Raw genomic sequence first — 15,904 nt, 5'->3', positions numbered from 1 at the left:
CATGCATAAAAGAAGTGCCATAACCTACATTTTTAGTTTGCCATAAACATTTTCAGCTAATGGACCGAAAACAAATTCTAATCCTTCTCGGCCATAATTAATGATTCCATTGATTCCATCAGATAAATAAGAAAGGACATCTTTTCCGAGTTGCCATTTTAATACTAAGTATCCGAATACAATTTGCAACACAAAACCTATAGTGACTGTTCTATAGTTAATTTGTTTCTTATTCTCAGATAATAGATAGGAAAACAAAATAATAATGCTACACCCTATTATGCCCCATACTATGTTCATTATGTTATCCTCCCGGTTTATCGTGTTTAAATTTTTTATTAATTTTCCCTTTTTTACTCTTCACAGGTAGCGTTTTATTTAACTAATCTGAAATCTCGTTAATAGGTGAGAAAGATTGGAATTTAGAAGTATATTCCAATCCTTCTACATAGACTTAAAGTTTCTCTATAATAATTAATATTGTCGAAAGGGGTTACATTTCTTTGATAACGTTACGAACTAGGTGTACAAATGTAGCACGAGATTTCCCGGCAACTTCTACTACTTCTTCATGGCTCAAAGGCTGATCGAGAATTCCACATGCCATATTAGTCAAGCATGAAATGCCTAGAACCTTCATTCCTGAATGAATTGCAACAGTTGCTTCAGGAACCGTAGACATGCCAATTGCATCTCCGCCTAACGTGCGAATCATTCTAATTTCTGCGGGGGTTTCATAAACCGGGCCACTCCACCAGCCATATACACCTTGTCGTAATGTAATGTCGTTTTTCTCAGCAACTTGGAGTGCTAAGTTACGTAGCCCGCGGTTATAGACTTCACTAACATCTGGGAAACGAGTACCTAAGTCATCATTGTTTCTTCCAATTAAAGGATTAGTACCTACTAGGTTGATGTGATCGGTAATTAACATTAGCTCACCAGGGCTAAAATCGGTATTGACTGCTCCACATGAGTTTGTAATGATCAGGTTATCTGCACCTAAGGCTTTTATAACTCTTACTGGAAAGGTTACTTCATCTAGGGAAAAACCTTCATAATAGTGATAGCGCCCCCGCATTGCCACGATGTTTTTACCTTCAAATTTCCCAATGACTAATTCATTGGAATGTCCTCCGATAGCGTCTGCCTTTGTAAAGTGGGGGATATCTTCATAAGGAATAGCTACCGCGTCTTCAATTTCATCAGCAAGACTACCTAATCCGGAACCAAGAATAATTCCTATTTCAGGAATAAGGTCTGTCTTACTTAGGATATAGTCCTTCGCTTGTTGGATATCTTCAGTTTTATGCATGTTTTATACCTCCATATATTAATCCTTATAATCTAGACCGGTCTACATAATTTTTGCGAAAAAAGAGGTAGGATTACCTCATGATGAAGGGAATTTGGTTTGCGATTTTTTTTAAGGCGGTTGAATCTCTGCGTGCCAATGATATAACAAAAGCGCCTTGAATCATTGAGTTTATGATCATTCCAATCTCGTTTGCCTTATCATTGTCGTAACCTTTGTTTTTTAAAATATCGGAAAAGACATTTCCCCATGCTTCAAACACTTCATTGCAAGCCTTTCTTAAGTTCTCGCTAGTTGAGGATGTTTCTAAAACTAAGGCTGTAATAGGGACACCAAAAAAGTAATTATCTTTTTCAAAACGCTCAGCACTCTCTAAGATGAATTCTTGGATCGAGAGGACAGGATCTTGGTGAACCTCAAGCTTTTCCTTTATATAGTTAGCCACAGTTTCCCTTGTCCAATTTACTGCTTCTATTGCTAATTGTTCCTTTCCATCTGGAAAATGATAGTAAATAGAACCTTTTGGCGCGCCACTCAAGCGAATGATATCATTCAATCCTGTGCCAACATACCCATTCGTTTGCAATAGCTTTGCAGTCGCCTTAATCATTTCTTCCCTTGTATTTTTTTTCATATTTAACAAACCTCATCTCAATAATTATACCGAACGGTCTACATACAGAGTATATAATAGCGCATACAAGTTGTCAATATAAGCAGAAACATTATGTACGATGATTGTTTTTTGAAAGAATAAACGTCTACTTGCAGATATTACTCTACAATTGGTTATATGATAACGTTATAATAATTCAAGTTTCGCAGTCTGATACAGCAAGCCTTCCTCTAGTTATTAGTGAAACCAGTACCGTAATAAACATGGTTCCAATAGACTTTAATCGTGTGAATAGGAGCATTTTAATCTTTAATTGCCTCTCTGAACTAAATTTTAGTTCATTCGGGCGATTAGGGGTGCTCTAATTCCCCGAATGAGTTAGATTTGAATTCGTTCGGGAGATTAGAGGTGCTCTAATTCCCCGAATGAGTTAGATTTGATATTGTTTGGGAGATTAGAGATGCTATAATCACCTAAACGAGCTAGATTTAAGTCTGTTCGGACAATTAAAGAGTTTACCCCCACCTCTAAACATGTGGGAAGTCCAACGTGAAGGTGGGGGAGGTTAGAAAACCCATTGAATGAAGTTTCACTTTATGGCGTTTATCAGTGCGAATATGGAGTAATAAAAATCAAAGGAGAGACCCTCGGGTAGCCCCTCTATTTTATACAGGTCGAACCGTAATTTCGTTAACATTTACATAACTAGGCTGGGTAACTGCATAGACAACAGCCTTTGCAATATCAGTTGGATCAAGCTTTTTACGGCCATTCCAGTTGTTGTCACTGCTCAAGCTCGTATCGACCATACCTGGTGAAATATTGGTTATCCTTACACCCGTTCTAGCGAGTTCCTTTTCTAATCCTTGAGAGATAACCCGAACTGCATGTTTTGTAGCACTATAGACGGTACTTGTCTTTGTTACTTCAAGACCGGATACGGAAGCAATATTAATAATGTGGCCAGACGATCGGGACAGCATGGAAGGTAATACAGCATGAACGCTATAAAGGACACCCTTAATATTAACATCAATCATTTTTTCCCATTCCTCGACTTGGCCAGATTGGATAGTCGCTGATAGCATTTGCCCAGCATTATTGACAAGAATGTCCACATTTCCTAGCTCCGTTTGTGCCTGTTCCACGAGTTGATTAACGTCATTCTTAACGGATACATCCGCCTGGACAGCAATGACTTTCACTTTTCTATTTGTTATTTCCGTAATTTCATTCTTTACTTCGTTCAACTTATCCATTCGGCGGGCGGCGAGGACGATATTTGCCCCTTTACTTGCTAATTCCTTAGCAATAGCAGCACCAATTCCAGCACTGGCCCCTGTAACGATTGCTGTTTTCCCTTGTAATTTGTTCAAGATAATCTCCTCCTCCTAGTTGTCGCTACCATCTCGCTCTTTTATCTCTTTGATATGAAGGCGATTGAAGTTATTCTCAAATGGATAGCAAAAATAAAGCATTTGCACTAATTATTAAGCATTTGTTGTTAATACTCAAGGAGTATGCATACTTCAATGATTTTGCTAGATCTAAAGTATAGGCATTTCAGCAAGCTGATTATCTTTGTGTATGTTTACATGATGGGAACTAATGTTCTTGAATTTGTTTAATTTCGTGCTGGTAAATGATATAATGATTTAAAAAATGGTACACCGCTAGTTATTGAAGTACGAAGGAGACTTTGAGATGAAAGATAGAAAAGTGGGAAGAAACATAACGTTATGAAAGAAGGTAATCTAACTTATCAGAACTATGCTTCAATGAATGATCAAGAGCGCTATGAATTAGCGGGAGGGAAACTGGAACTGATAAGTCCATCTCCTTCAACGACTCATTAACTGATAAGCGCAGAGATTTATAATCAACTATCGAAAGGTTGTATGTCTAACTTCTTTATTTTTTATGCCCCAATCGATGTTATTCTTTCTCAAACAGAGGTCCGTCAGCCTGACCTCGTTATGGTTTCGTGTCAGCGCGTGGAGATTTTGACAGACCGTGGCATTGAAGGCTCACCGGATCTTGTAATTGAAATCATTCCTCCCTCCTCCTTGAAACAAGATAAAATGAACAAGTTAGTTTCATATGCATATTTTAATATTCCTGAATATTGGATTGTTGATCCAAATGGGGGCACTTGAGCAATATATATTGAAAAATAAACGCTTTACTATGAAAGAAGAGTAAACGGTTTTTGAATGAAATAGCAGCAATATCAGAAGGGGTCTATCCTTCTAATATGCTGCCTTATTCAGGGGATTGCAACTTATAATTTAGTTTAAATTAGCGATTCTCCACCTTCTTCTTGCTTAACTAACTTATTGTCATACATTTTAATGAAGGGCAGCCAAACTATAAATGCTGCAAGAGCAGAAACCAATGCAACAATGATTGCCAAGTAGTCCCCGCCTGTACTCAAGAAAGCTCCGGCACCAATTGGAGTAGGCCAAGGAAGATGTGCGATAACAGGACCTATAATTTTTAGTTTGATCGCCCAATAACCTATTGATGCTGATACCATTGGTGCTAGGAAAAATGGGATTGCTAAAAAGGGATTATAGACAATTGGTAATCCGAATATTAGCGGCTCATTAATATTAAAAATACCAGGAGCAAGAGCGGCTTTGCCTAGAACTTTTAATTGCTTTGATTTAGCTAAAAATGCAATGAAAATACATAAGCCTAAAGTAGCCCCCGAACCCCCCATATAAACAAATGCATTTTGGAATTCGCCTGCAAATGGAATGTTTGCTCCATCTATGTTAGATTGCAAGTTTGTTAGAACGATTGGTGTCAAGAAGCCTGAAATAATAGTTGCCCCATGAATACCTACAATCCAAAGAGCGGAGATTAAGAAGTAAATAATTAAAATACCTACCCAGCTACTTGTTAAATTAACAACAAAGCCAAAAGGAATTGCAACAATCTTAAAGATATCAGTCCCCAGTGCAACTAGAATACCATTGATTAATAAAACAACAAAAGCTACTAGAAATGCCGGAATTAGGGCTGTGAATGACCTGGACACACCCTCTGGAACGGCCTCAGGCATTTTAATAACCCAATTTTGTTTAACGCACAATCTATAGACTTGCACCGCTATAACGGACATAATAATTGCTGTGAATATTCCTGTCGCCCCTAAGCGACTTACCCCATCTGCAACCATTTCCCACCCTTGGACAATTGTATTGTCTTCATCAATTAGATGTACGAGAGTCATTTTCCCATTCTCGATAACTAACTGAGGAACAGTCATAAAAAATGCAAACAAAGATAGTAAAGCACCATTTAACGGGTTTAGGTTTAGCTCTTCTTCTTCAGCAAATATTTTTGTATACTCATACCCAATAACGAGGCCAAAATATAACGCTAATATTCCCATCGTTGTTTTGTTTGCTAACATATACAAATCACTAATTCTGAAAAATGTATTATCAAAAAAGCCCTCTAAAAAAGTAAATGTCTCTGGTAGTACGTTCAAGACTAAGAACATCGATCCTACAATTACAAACGGAATAGAAGCCATCCCTGCAGCCATTATGGCACGCACTATACGGAAGGACGCAATTTTACCCATTGGACCCATTAGATACTTCTCTAAGAAAGCAAATACTTTATTTTCATTTTCCATTGTAATTTCCCCTATCTATTATTAATTAATAGCTTGTTCATATTCCTTGATGCGTTCAAAATGTTTATCCTCATTATGTTTAATCGAATGTAAACGCTTGAGAGTGATCGCACTTAATATTATTCCTAACATTAATATCGCTAAAATAAATAGTTTAGACGACCCTTTTTCAATTAGGAAAGGGTATAACTGGGTAAAGGAAGAAGAAAAATAAGTTGGTAATAACAATATAATATTTATCACAAGTTGAATTTTAAAATAGAATTTTGTGTGTGTTGCATTATTAGTATGACTGCTAAATATTTTTACCTGTTCGGCAGCACTCACAACAAATACGATGATTAATACCAATGGGATAAAGAATAGTGACGAATCACTCATCAATAATGAGATTAACCAATAAAAATTTGTAAAAAAGAATAACGCGGATACATATCTTACAAGTAAATATCGATTAAAATACATTGATTTTACACTTAACTTTTTTCTGTTTTGTACTATCTGTGCCATTTCATCTTTTTTCATTTAAATCCCTCTTCTATTAATCCAGCTCTCGCTACTAGCGTTTAGTAGCGGGGAAGCTGTTTATTAATAAGCGTGCCTTATTTCCACTCAATTGGACTTAATCTAAGAGCAGATCATTCATCCGGAAACTCTTGTAAAATCACATTCGCTAACTTTTCAATCCCCATAGGAATCGGAACATATGCCTGAGGTGGGATGTTTACAACTGGTTTGCCTGAACGATCCCCGGCATCTTTAAGCCTTTTATAGTACATTTTTGTTTGAGGACTTACCAAAAATAAATCAAAATCACCTTTTTCAATCAGTTTTTGACCTTCATTAGCTCCTGTTGCTTCTAATTCAATATCATGGCCCTCCTTTTTAAGAAACTCTGTTGTTTTCTTAGCCATTAAAGAAGATGACATACCACCTGCACAAATAATTAACGCCTTTTTCATTTTACATCCCTCCATAGAATTATAATTTCGTTATTTAGAAGCTATCGTTAATCCAAGTACCGAGACATACCGTCGACAGCGCTTACATTTCATTAAATATTTTCTCCATTATTATCAATGACTTCCTTGTACCAATAAAAGCTCTTCTTTTTGATACGTCGAAGGTCGTGTTTTCCGTCTTCATGCTGATTAACATATACAAACCCATAGCGTTTCTGGAATCCATTTAACCAGCTGAGAAGATCAGTAAAGGACCACACACAATAACCAATCATGTCAACACCGTCTGTAATTGCTTCCTGAATAGCCTTTAAATGAGTGTGAATATACTCGATGCGGTAGTCGTCGTTTATCGTACCATCCGCTTCAACGGTATCGTATTCACCAAGACCATTTTCGCTAATTAAGATTGGTAATCCGTAGCGGTTCGTTATTCGACGAAGACCAATCCGTAATCCTTGTGGGTCAATGTTCCAATCCCAGTTTGTTGTCTCTAGGTTTTTATTGGCAACGGTTTTAAAGAGTCCTTGTATACCAGTGCTCTCCATCGTACCTTTTTTACCTGTGGTGTTGAAGTGACCATCCAGTGTAGCGCCATCCAAGGGATTTTTTTCATAAGTAGTCGTTTGATAATAGTTCACTCCCATGAAGTCAGGCTTTCCTTCTTTCAATAGTGTGAAATCGCTCTCTTTTACTTGTGGAGCAATACCTCTACGCTTGAGATAATTCCAAGTTGCTTTTGGATACTCACCCCATGTGTAGACATCCATCCACCAGTGGTTTGTTAACTCTTCCGCGTTTTCTGCAGCTAATATGTCTGCTGGTTTTGATGTGGCTGCATAGGCTGGTGAGTATGCAAAACTTGGTCCCATTTTTCCATCAGGAACATAGTTACGAAATTCCTTAATAGCAATCGCATTTGCTAAATTAGCGTGGTGGTTCACTTGATAAAATAGTTTGTCATCTTTTACCCCGGGTGGGTGCATACCTGTTTGATAGCCCAGTCTAGTGAATATATTTTGTTCATTTAATGAAACCCAATATTTCACACGGTCTCCGAACTCCTTGAATAATGTAATACTATAATTTCTAAAGTCCTCGACAATTTGCCTTGATTCCCAGCCACCATACTCATCTTGAAGAGCTTGTGGTAAATCCCAATGATAAATGGTTAATATTGGTTCAATACCATGCTTGACCAACTCATCAATTAAACGATTGTAAAAATCTATACCTTTTTGATTTACTTCTCCTTTTCCATTTGGAAAGATACGTGTCCATGCTACAGAGAATCGATAGGTTTTCAATCCCATTTCAGCCATCAAAGCTATATCTTCTTTGTAGCGATGGTAATGATCAACAGCTACATCGCCGTTGGTATCTTTGAATGTTTTCCCAGGAATACGGACGAATTCGTCCCAATTGGACTTTCCTTTTCCATCTGTATCCCATGCACCCTCTACTTGATATGCAGCTGAAGCGGCTCCCCATAAGAAATCAGTCGGAAATGGTTTAAGTTTTTTGTGTAACACTGTACTAGTCCCTCCTTAATTATGAATCCAATAAATCCTCTTACGGTTCCGGAAATGCTTTCTCCAGAACCATATTCGAATTAATTTACTGTTTCAGTTTGGAAAAATTGTGGTAAATATTTTTTATGCGCTTCCAACATTTCATCCACAATTTTCTTTGCAATCGTATCAGAAGGCGTAAGCGGGTTAATTGCTAATGCGAGAACTGCTTTATTATAATCTCCTGTCACAGCTGCTTCTGCCGCAATCCGTTCAAATGATTTAATTTGTTGAACTAGTCCACGTGCTGCTACAGGAATATCCCCCATTGTTAATGGAATTGGACCGTCCTTTGTAATAATACTACTCACTTCCACAGCTGAATCTGCGGGAATACTTGCGATCGCGCCATTATTCCTTGTGTTAACTGGTTGAATATCACGCTTATCTGTATAGATGGAAGTGATCAAACGAACAGCTGCATCGGAATAATACGCTCCTCCACGTTCTTCGAGTTGTGGCGGCTTAATATTTAAATTTTCATCTTTATATAACTCAAATAACTCTTCTTCTAACTTCTGAACAACCTCTGCACGAGTTCCTTCTTTCTCAGCACTTTCTATTGCTTTATCTAACATCTCTTTAGATTTATAGTAGTACATATGATAGGGGCACGTAAGAGCATTTAAAGATTGAATAAACGCTGGCTCCCAACCCATACCATCTATGTTTTTGACAAAACTACTATTTGCCGGATCGGATAACTTCTCAATTACTTCATCTTTGACACTAACTCCATCAACATATACATCTAACCCATATACCATATGGTTTAGCCCGGCAAAATCAATACGAACTCGAGAATGTTCTACGTCTAGTAATTTAGCAATCCCCATCTCCATTCCAATAGGTACATTACATAGGCCGATAACTTTATCGATATTGGAGTAACGAAGAACTGCCTCTGTTACCATCCCAGCAGGATTTGTAAAGTTGATTAACCACGCATTTGGACAAAGTTCCTCCATATCTTTGGCAATATCTAAGATGACTGGGATCGTACGTAAACCTTTAAATAACCCCCCTGGACCGTTCGTTTCTTGACCAAGTACACCATATTTAAGTGGGATACGTTCATCTTTTGCACGTGCATTGAGCAAACCGACACGGAATTGAGTTGTGACAAAGTCGGCATCTTTTAGTGCGGCTCTGCGATCAAGTGTTAAGTGAACATCAATCGGGAGACCTGCATTTTCAATCATTCGTTTAGCAAGGTTACCTACAATCTCAAGCTTCTCTTTACCCTCTTCAATATCAGCCAACCACAATTCGGTCAATGGAAATTCATCATACCGTTTTATAAAGCCCTCGACTAATTCTGGTGTATAACTTGAACCTCCACCAATTGTAGCCACTTTCAACTTATGATTAGACATAATAATCCCCTTTCCAATTATTTAATTTTATTATGAAGTTCAATTACTTCTTCAGCTAAATCAACAACTGTCATTGCATTCATGAGATGGTCCTGTGCATGTATAAGTAACAAACGAATCTCTATTTTTTCTCCACGAGCTTCTCCTTGGATCAGATCTGTTTGGAACCGATGCGCTTTACTCATTTCTTCATTTGCTTCCTGGATTTTTTGATTAGCTGCTTCAAATTCTCTTACTTTAGCATGCCGGATTGCTTCCATTGCCAAGTTTCGAGCGTTTCCGCCATGTAATATGATTTGAAAGCTTACTTCTTCTATATCCAATGCTGCTTTGCCCCCTTAAGCCAATACAATCTATTCATTTGATTCTGCTTACATATATATAATAATGTGAAACCGCTTTCGCTTGAATCCATACTTTTTCCTTAACGCTAAGGAAAAGATTACATGGAAATTAATCTATATTTACACAATAAAAAAGACCGGGTAATATCAACCCGGAATTTTCTATATACTGCTCTAATCTATATTGTTTAGTATCTCCAAAAATTCTTTCTTGTTCTCACAATTTATCAGCTGTTTGACCTTTTTTTCGTTATCAATCATTCCGATTAAATAATCATACATCCCCTCTATATTAGGAGTTTTATTCTTCCCTAGACTTAATAAACAAACAAATTGTACACGATTCTCTCCCCAATTAATAGGCTTTTTCAACGTGCATATCGCCCAAATTGTTTCATCTGTGTGCGGACTCATGGGGTGGGGGATGGCAACCAAGTTTCCGAAACTAGTTGGCGATAATCGTTCTCTCTCAAGTACTGATTTATCAAATGAGTCATCAACATAGCCTGCCGACTCTAGTTCATTCACTAAAAATTGAATAGTGCTTTCTTTTGTCTCGAGTTCTTGATGAAGAAAGATAAGTTCCTCTTTCACATAGACGACCTTATCTTTATCCCTATCTTGTAAACAATCTTCTATTTGTTCAATATCTTTTGTACCTAATATTGTATTTACGAATATTACTGGCACAGGTAACTTGCTTTCAATTGGGATAGTTGTAATAACAAAATCAATTTGTTCTAGAGTAGTTTCATTTAAACGATAATAATCGATTGTATCTACAACTATTAATTGATTAAAATACTTAGCTTGCAATTTATACTTAAGTAACATGGCGCTACCCAAGCCAGATGCACAAACGATAATACAACGCTTTACATCTTGATTCATTTGTTGTCTGTACATGGCGACCTTTATATGTAACGCAATATAGCCAATTTCGTGCTCATCAATTTCAATCTCTAATCTATTTTTTAAAACTTTGCTTGCTAAAATCGCAGCATCAAATGCAAGTGGATATTTTGCTTTAATCTCATCAAGCAATGGGTTTCGCATATTCATTCCATAGCGTAGACGATTTATTGCTGGTCTCAAATGCAATCCTAACGCGATAAACAGTTCTTTATCGTTTTTTAATTGTAATTTTAATCGTTCATCTATTTTCATAATAATCTCATTGATTATATCTCTTAATTCATTATCTACAAATGTTTCAAACTCTTGTTGACTTAAATTTGTTGTTGCAATTTTATTCGTCCCTAAGAGATGAATCGCAATATATGCAATTTCCTGCTCAGGAAAACAAACGTCAAAAGACGATTCAACTTTTTTTACTATTTTTTCCGCTACTTTGTATTCTTTTTTTGTGTATATTCCTTCAAAGTCCTCAGGTGGGAGAAGGATATAATTTTCATCGCGAATTCGTTTACAAGCAATAGCGAAGTGAATACTTAAATTATTTAACTCAATATCAGATAGATAAATCTCATTCTTTTGAATTTCTCCCAAAATGATAGCTTGAATTTTATTAAGTTCTTTTTTTGAAAATAGGGAGTCCGTGGGGTTTGGCATATCGAATGTAATACTTTCTCTATTCAATAGATACTCCGACAAGCAAAAGCGAAAATTCATTTCACTCCCTGTAACCCTCACACCATAATATGGTTTACTTTCTATCTCTAGTTTAAAACTTTTTATTATTTTTCTTACTTCAATTAAATCATTTTGTAGAGTTGATTTGCTTATATATAGTTCTTCAGCAATATCGTCTAATTTTATGTAACCATTTGCTAATAAAAGTTTTCGAATAATATAGCTAACGCGCTCTTCTGGTGTATTTGGTGATTGGCTTGCTAGAGTATCCGAGTTTTTAAACATCCTTTGCAAAAACAATTTGAATGTATCCGTGTCTTTTACTTCCAGCACATAGCCAATTCCTCTAGTTGACTTAATGCATCCACCACTATGTAATAGGCTCTCATTAAGTTCCTTTATATCATTTCGAATCGTTCTTGATGTTACTTGAATAGTGTTAGCTAAATCATTACTGGTAATTGGAGTTTTAGTGGACATTAGCTCTTTTAATATCTGCATCATCCGATTAGTCGGCATCCCAATCACTCCTGAGATAATTTTTATGAAGTCATCTGAGATTTTTCCACGAAATCTGTTACTTCTTTGACTTCTGCGTAAGATCCTCTTACAATTTTTTCCCTTCCGGGGAGATGTCTTTTTGTATAGCTGCATAATCTCTTGTGCATGCAATAATCGTGTGCCCTATGCCCATTTCTTCTAGATCTTGAATGATTTTAAGTCCCAATCTATTAGGGAGGAGTGATTCTAATTTAATCACTATCAAATCCTCCTTTCCGTGTAGGAAAAAGCAGCATCTTGAAACGGAATTAACCGCCTGAAGATGCTGCTCCATTGCATTTATTTCGCTTCCGTTACTCTCTTCACTTCTGCAACAACTTCTTCCGCGGTTCCCATTTCTAGAGCCTTCTCAGCAAGTTCCACCATATCCTGCTTACTCAATCCACGAATCTGTGACCTGGCTTGTAGGATCGATGTTGCACTCATTGAGAATTCGTCTAGTCCGAGTCCAAGCAGGAGTGGTATAGCTAGCTCATCGCCGGCCATTTCGCCGCACATGCCTGTCCATTTACCTTCACGGTGGGAGGCATCAATGACCATTTTTACAAGACGTAAAATGGCTGGATTGTACGGCTGGTATAGGTAAGAGACCTGTTCGTTCATGCGGTCGGCAGCCATTGTGTACTGAATCAAATCATTCGTTCCAATACTGAAGAAATCTACTTCTTTTGCGAATTGGTCTGCAAGTACGGCAGTGGAAGGGATCTCCACCATAATTCCGACTTCAATATCATCAGAAACGGCTGTACCTGCTGAAACTAATAATTCTTTTTCTTGTTCTAAAATTGCTTTTGCCCGTCGAAATTCCGCTAATGTCGCAATCATTGGGAACATTATTTTTAAGTTACCATAGACACTTGCGCGAAGAAGTGCACGTAGTTGAACACGGAATATATCCTGTTCCTCTAAACAAAGACGAATCGCACGGAATCCAAGGAATGGGTTCATCTCATTCGGTAGGTCCAGATAAGGAAGTTCCTTATCTCCTCCGATATCAAGCGTACGAACGACGACAGCTTTTCCGTCCATACCTTCTAGTACTGCTTTATATGCTTCAAATTGTTCTTCTTCTGTTGGCAATTGGTCGCGTCCCATGTAAAGGAATTCGGTACGGTAGAGTCCGACAGCTTCTCCGCCATTGTTTTTCACACCGGTCAAGTCGTCAGGTGTTCCAATATTGGCAGCTAATTCGACGTGTTCGCCGTCCGCTGTTACGGTCTTCTCATTCACAAGTTTTGCCCATTCTGCCTTTTGTTCTTCATAACGAATTTGTTCTTCTTTATAAAAAGCGATTTTTTCGTCTGTCGGGTTAATATGTACTTCACCTTTTAACCCGTCAACAATAAGAAAGTCGCCATCTTGAACTTCTTCTGTCACCGTTTTTGTTCCGACTACTGCAGGGATTTCCATGGAGCGGGCCATGATTGCCGAGTGGGAAGTCCGGCCACCAATATCTGTTATAAAGCCTTTGACAAATTCACGGTTCAATTGAGCGGTATCTGATGGTGTTAAGTCTTCCGCCACAATGATCACTTCTTCAGAGATCATGCTTGGATTTACCATTTGCACTCCAAGTAGATGGGCAAGCACGCGTTTCGTTACATCACGAATATCTGCAGCGCGTTCTTTCATATAGTCATTATCCATTTGTTCAAACATTGTAATGAACATATCTGCCGTTTCCTTCAGAGCTTGTTCGGCATTTACTTGTTCGGTTTTCACCTTTTCCTCGATAGGAGAAATCAGTTCTGGGTCACTCAATACAAGTAAATGTGCCTCAAAGATGGCAGCTTTATCTTCACCAAGGTCAACTTTTGCCTTTTCACGAATTGCTTCAAGTTCATCTTTCGAGATAGCGAGTGCACGCTGGAAACGTTCGATTTCCTTTTCCGTATCTTCTACTTGTCTTTTTTCAAAGGAGAGATCAGGTTCGATTAACCGATACGCTTTCGCAAGCACGATACCACTTGAAGCTGCGATACCATGTAGCATACTCATTCTGCCAAACCTTCTTTATTCAATGTTTCCTCTAATTTGTCCAATGCTTCCTGCTCGTCATCGCCCTCTGTGCGAATCGTAATTTCAGCATCTTGACCAACTCCGAGTGACATAACTCCCATAATGGATTTCAAGTTAACAGATTTTCCGTTGTACTCTAACTGAACGTCTGATGTGAATTGCCCGGCAACCTGTACTAAGGCTGAAGCCGGACGTGCGTGTAATCCTACTTTATCAATGATTGTAAACTTTTTTTCTACCATTTATCTCATCTCCAATTTATATTTTTAAAATGATGATTTATAGTTCTTCTCCATTGCTTTCTATGACTTTCTTATACCGGTAGCTAATCGATCCGGTAGTCATCATGGATGGAACCATCATCTTCTACTTTATCATAAGCCCCTAAGCCATTTTCTACAAGGAAGAGCGGCTGTTTTCTTGCTGTGCCTTGAGTACGTCTTCTGGGTTTGGCGTGTTCGGATAATAGCTCATTCAAGCATACAACCCATTTTCCCATCTGGAATAATTTCATGAATCTTTTTCGTTGCAAGGGAACTAGCTCACGAATTGATGGTGCAATCCTTGATATTTCGCTTGCATCGAATTTTCTTCTTTATCATTGGAAATTGTGATTTGAATGTAGCTATGCTATCTCTCCTTAATTTTATATTATTTATGATTAGCTGTCGCCTCGGAAAATCTACTATTTTGCGACAGTTAATATGCTATCTTCTAAACCAACTTTTCTTGGTTTTTCTGGGATAATATCCAAATAATCAGCTGTATTCGTAATAATGATGGGGGGCGCCGCCGTTTGGTAATGTTCCTTATGTTATCCATAAAAAAACCTGGAAAAGAACATAAATAGACATAAAATTAGTCTACTTATGTATCTTTCCCAGGTTTTGCCTGACTAATCAGTAACAATCCTAGAACTAATTCTATTATATTGTGCTTGCGATTACTAATGCAAGTGGTAGAGTTTTCCGTTGTGTTGATTTCATCCTGATTTTTCTTTCGTAAATGATACGAGTAATAGAAAGGAATAATACCGCAAACTAGTAGTATTCCGCTGATTAGAAGTAGTTTAGGTCTTTTAAAGATAAAAAACCTTCCCGCTAACAGGAAGGCTAGATTTAATAGCGTTGATGTACTCTCGTTTTTGAGCTGAATCTTTCTGTGAAGAACAAATAACATACCTGAAACCAAAAAATCGCAACAAATGCGGCTGCTAAGACGTCCGTGAAATAATGCATCCCAATTATGACCCTGCTTACACATACAAGCAAGGGAAGGGCGATGCATAAAACAACCGTAATTGTTTTCAACTTTTTCGATTTTATGAAATGAACAGCTAGAAAAATTAAAATGAGAGCCAAAAGAACGATGCGCATTGAATGACCACTTGGAAAACTATAGGAAGTTAAATCAAGTGAGTGGCCGAACACTTCCAGATCTCTTGATTCTCCAGGCCTGCCTCGTTGAATCGTCATTTTCAAAGCCAAATTGATGAAAATGCCACCGAACGTCACGACAAGTGAAAAAAAGGCATAGCTCCACAACCGCTTGAACGCAAGGATAGCTGCAATAATGAAAGTGATAATTGAAATCATTTCACCAGAGCCAATTTCCGTAAGTCCTTCCATTATTGAAAAGATACCTGGTAATTCGTATGCTGTCAGCCATGAATAGATGGCTTCATCCATATGTATGAGTTGCTCTCTGAATATAGCAAGGAGCAAGAATAATACGAGACTGCTAACAATAATAACTTTTTGTTTTCCGGTAGAGAATTCCATATTATACCTACTTTCTAATCGTATAAAAAAGTAGTATACCAATTGTTAGAGTGTCTGCCAAATGAATCGTTGCTACACCTTTATGCATAAATTGTCGGATTTTTACGATGAAAAGAT

Annotated in this window: 16 protein-coding genes and 1 pseudogene; 1 reads left to right on the top strand and 16 read right to left on the bottom strand. The window is 37.6% G+C overall.

Features of this window, described 5'->3' with window-relative positions; translation table 11 throughout:
• Positions 1-24: 24 nt before the first annotated feature.
• From IEX94_RS16875 to IEX94_RS16860, 4 genes are all read right to left on the bottom strand, one after another.
• A complete protein-coding gene (locus IEX94_RS16875) occupies positions 25-300 on the bottom strand; it encodes a Na+ dependent nucleoside transporter N-terminal domain-containing protein (protein WP_188859107.1) in 276 nt (91 codons plus the stop codon).
• A 193-nt stretch (positions 301-493) separates the two neighbouring features.
• On the bottom strand, positions 494-1,315 hold the full coding sequence (locus tag IEX94_RS16870; protein WP_188859106.1) for a purine-nucleoside phosphorylase: 822 nt from the start codon (positions 1,313-1,315) through the stop codon (positions 494-496).
• Positions 1,316-1,388: 73 nt separating this feature from the next.
• Complete coding sequence (locus IEX94_RS16865) at positions 1,389-1,949, bottom strand: TetR/AcrR family transcriptional regulator (RefSeq protein ID WP_188859105.1); 561 nt, start codon at positions 1,947-1,949, stop codon at positions 1,389-1,391.
• 647 nt (positions 1,950-2,596) lie between these two features.
• The gene (locus tag IEX94_RS16860; RefSeq protein WP_188859104.1) at positions 2,597-3,307 is read right to left on the bottom strand and encodes an SDR family oxidoreductase; all 711 of its coding nucleotides are present in this window, start codon (positions 3,305-3,307) and stop codon (positions 2,597-2,599) included.
• A gap of 522 nt (positions 3,308-3,829) precedes the next feature.
• On the opposite strand from IEX94_RS16860, the gene IEX94_RS20340 reads away from it, so the two are divergent.
• Positions 3,830-4,087, top strand: coding sequence for a Uma2 family endonuclease (locus IEX94_RS20340; protein WP_188859103.1), 258 nt, complete (start codon positions 3,830-3,832; stop codon positions 4,085-4,087).
• Between the two features lie 137 nt (positions 4,088-4,224).
• On the opposite strand, the gene celB is transcribed toward IEX94_RS20340, so the two are convergent.
• The 12 genes and pseudogenes from celB to IEX94_RS16795 all read right to left on the bottom strand — a co-directional run bounded on the left by celB (position 4,225) and on the right by IEX94_RS16795 (position 15,787).
• A complete protein-coding gene (celB, locus tag IEX94_RS16850) occupies positions 4,225-5,580 on the bottom strand; it encodes a PTS cellobiose transporter subunit IIC (protein WP_188859100.1) in 1,356 nt (451 codons plus the stop codon).
• Positions 5,581-5,601: 21 nt separating this feature from the next.
• Positions 5,602-6,105, bottom strand: coding sequence for a hypothetical protein (locus IEX94_RS16845; protein ID WP_188859098.1), 504 nt, complete (start codon positions 6,103-6,105; stop codon positions 5,602-5,604).
• Between the two features lie 113 nt (positions 6,106-6,218).
• Positions 6,219-6,542 (bottom strand): PTS cellobiose transporter subunit IIB, encoded by a 324-nt coding sequence (locus IEX94_RS16840; RefSeq protein WP_156856129.1) that lies wholly within the window; start codon positions 6,540-6,542, stop codon positions 6,219-6,221.
• Positions 6,543-6,634: 92 nt separating this feature from the next.
• The gene (locus IEX94_RS16835; RefSeq protein WP_188859096.1) at positions 6,635-8,074 is read right to left on the bottom strand and encodes a glycoside hydrolase family 1 protein; all 1,440 of its coding nucleotides are present in this window, start codon (positions 8,072-8,074) and stop codon (positions 6,635-6,637) included.
• Between the two features lie 80 nt (positions 8,075-8,154).
• Complete coding sequence (locus tag IEX94_RS16830) at positions 8,155-9,489, bottom strand: 6-phospho-beta-glucosidase (protein WP_188859094.1); 1,335 nt, start codon at positions 9,487-9,489, stop codon at positions 8,155-8,157.
• A 17-nt stretch (positions 9,490-9,506) separates the two neighbouring features.
• Positions 9,507-9,812: a PTS lactose/cellobiose transporter subunit IIA gene (locus IEX94_RS16825; RefSeq protein WP_188859092.1), complete on the bottom strand. Its 306-nt coding sequence runs from the start codon at positions 9,810-9,812 to the stop codon at positions 9,507-9,509.
• Positions 9,813-10,007: 195 nt separating this feature from the next.
• On the bottom strand, positions 10,008-11,945 hold the full coding sequence (locus IEX94_RS16820) for a BglG family transcription antiterminator (protein ID WP_188859090.1): 1,938 nt from the start codon (positions 11,943-11,945) through the stop codon (positions 10,008-10,010).
• Between the two features lie 88 nt (positions 11,946-12,033).
• The gene (locus IEX94_RS16815) at positions 12,034-12,186 is read right to left on the bottom strand and encodes a hypothetical protein (protein ID WP_188859088.1); all 153 of its coding nucleotides are present in this window, start codon (positions 12,184-12,186) and stop codon (positions 12,034-12,036) included.
• Between the two features lie 80 nt (positions 12,187-12,266).
• Entirely contained in the window at positions 12,267-13,985 is a 1,719-nt protein-coding gene (gene ptsP, locus IEX94_RS16810) for a phosphoenolpyruvate--protein phosphotransferase (RefSeq protein ID WP_156856134.1), read from the bottom strand.
• Positions 13,982-14,248, bottom strand: a complete 267-nt coding sequence (locus tag IEX94_RS16805; RefSeq protein WP_156856135.1) for a phosphocarrier protein HPr — start codon at positions 14,246-14,248, stop codon at positions 13,982-13,984. The genes ptsP and IEX94_RS16805 overlap by 4 nt, the downstream gene beginning before the upstream one ends.
• A gap of 86 nt (positions 14,249-14,334) precedes the next feature.
• A pseudogene (locus IEX94_RS20175) lies at positions 14,335-14,579 on the bottom strand (6-phospho-beta-glucosidase); the annotation flags it as partial.
• Between the two features lie 545 nt (positions 14,580-15,124).
• Complete coding sequence (locus IEX94_RS16795) at positions 15,125-15,787, bottom strand: phosphatase PAP2 family protein (protein WP_188859086.1); 663 nt, start codon at positions 15,785-15,787, stop codon at positions 15,125-15,127.
• Positions 15,788-15,904: the final 117 nt, after the last annotated feature.

The organism is Oceanobacillus indicireducens, from assembly GCF_014647195.1.
GTDB classification, from domain to species: domain Bacteria; phylum Bacillota; class Bacilli; order Bacillales; family Amphibacillaceae; genus Oceanobacillus; species Oceanobacillus indicireducens.
This window is presented reverse-complemented; position numbering and strand designations above follow the sequence as displayed.

Excerpts from the sequence above, each read along its gene's own strand:
- ptsP (WP_156856134.1), bottom strand. The coding sequence starts at position 13,985 with ATGAGTATGCTACATGGTATCGCAGCTTCAAGTGGTATCGTGCTTGCG.
- IEX94_RS16840 (WP_156856129.1), bottom strand. The coding sequence starts at position 6,542 with ATGAAAAAGGCGTTAATTATTTGTGCAGGTGGTATGTCATCTTCTTTA.
- IEX94_RS16865 (WP_188859105.1), bottom strand. The coding sequence starts at position 1,949 with ATGAAAAAAAATACAAGGGAAGAAATGATTAAGGCGACTGCAAAGCTA.
- IEX94_RS16805 (WP_156856135.1), bottom strand. The coding sequence starts at position 14,248 with ATGGTAGAAAAAAAGTTTACAATCATTGATAAAGTAGGATTACACGCA.
- IEX94_RS16875 (WP_188859107.1), bottom strand. The coding sequence starts at position 300 with ATGAACATAGTATGGGGCATAATAGGGTGTAGCATTATTATTTTGTTT.
- celB (WP_188859100.1), bottom strand. The coding sequence starts at position 5,580 with ATGGAAAATGAAAATAAAGTATTTGCTTTCTTAGAGAAGTATCTAATG.
- IEX94_RS16845 (WP_188859098.1), bottom strand. The coding sequence starts at position 6,105 with ATGAAAAAAGATGAAATGGCACAGATAGTACAAAACAGAAAAAAGTTA.
- IEX94_RS16820 (WP_188859090.1), bottom strand. The coding sequence starts at position 11,945 with ATGCCGACTAATCGGATGATGCAGATATTAAAAGAGCTAATGTCCACT.
- IEX94_RS16795 (WP_188859086.1), bottom strand. The coding sequence starts at position 15,787 with ATGGAATTCTCTACCGGAAAACAAAAAGTTATTATTGTTAGCAGTCTC.
- IEX94_RS16870 (WP_188859106.1), bottom strand. The coding sequence starts at position 1,315 with ATGCATAAAACTGAAGATATCCAACAAGCGAAGGACTATATCCTAAGT.
- IEX94_RS20340 (WP_188859103.1), top strand. The coding sequence starts at position 3,830 with ATGTCTAACTTCTTTATTTTTTATGCCCCAATCGATGTTATTCTTTCT.
- IEX94_RS16830 (WP_188859094.1), bottom strand. The coding sequence starts at position 9,489 with ATGTCTAATCATAAGTTGAAAGTGGCTACAATTGGTGGAGGTTCAAGT.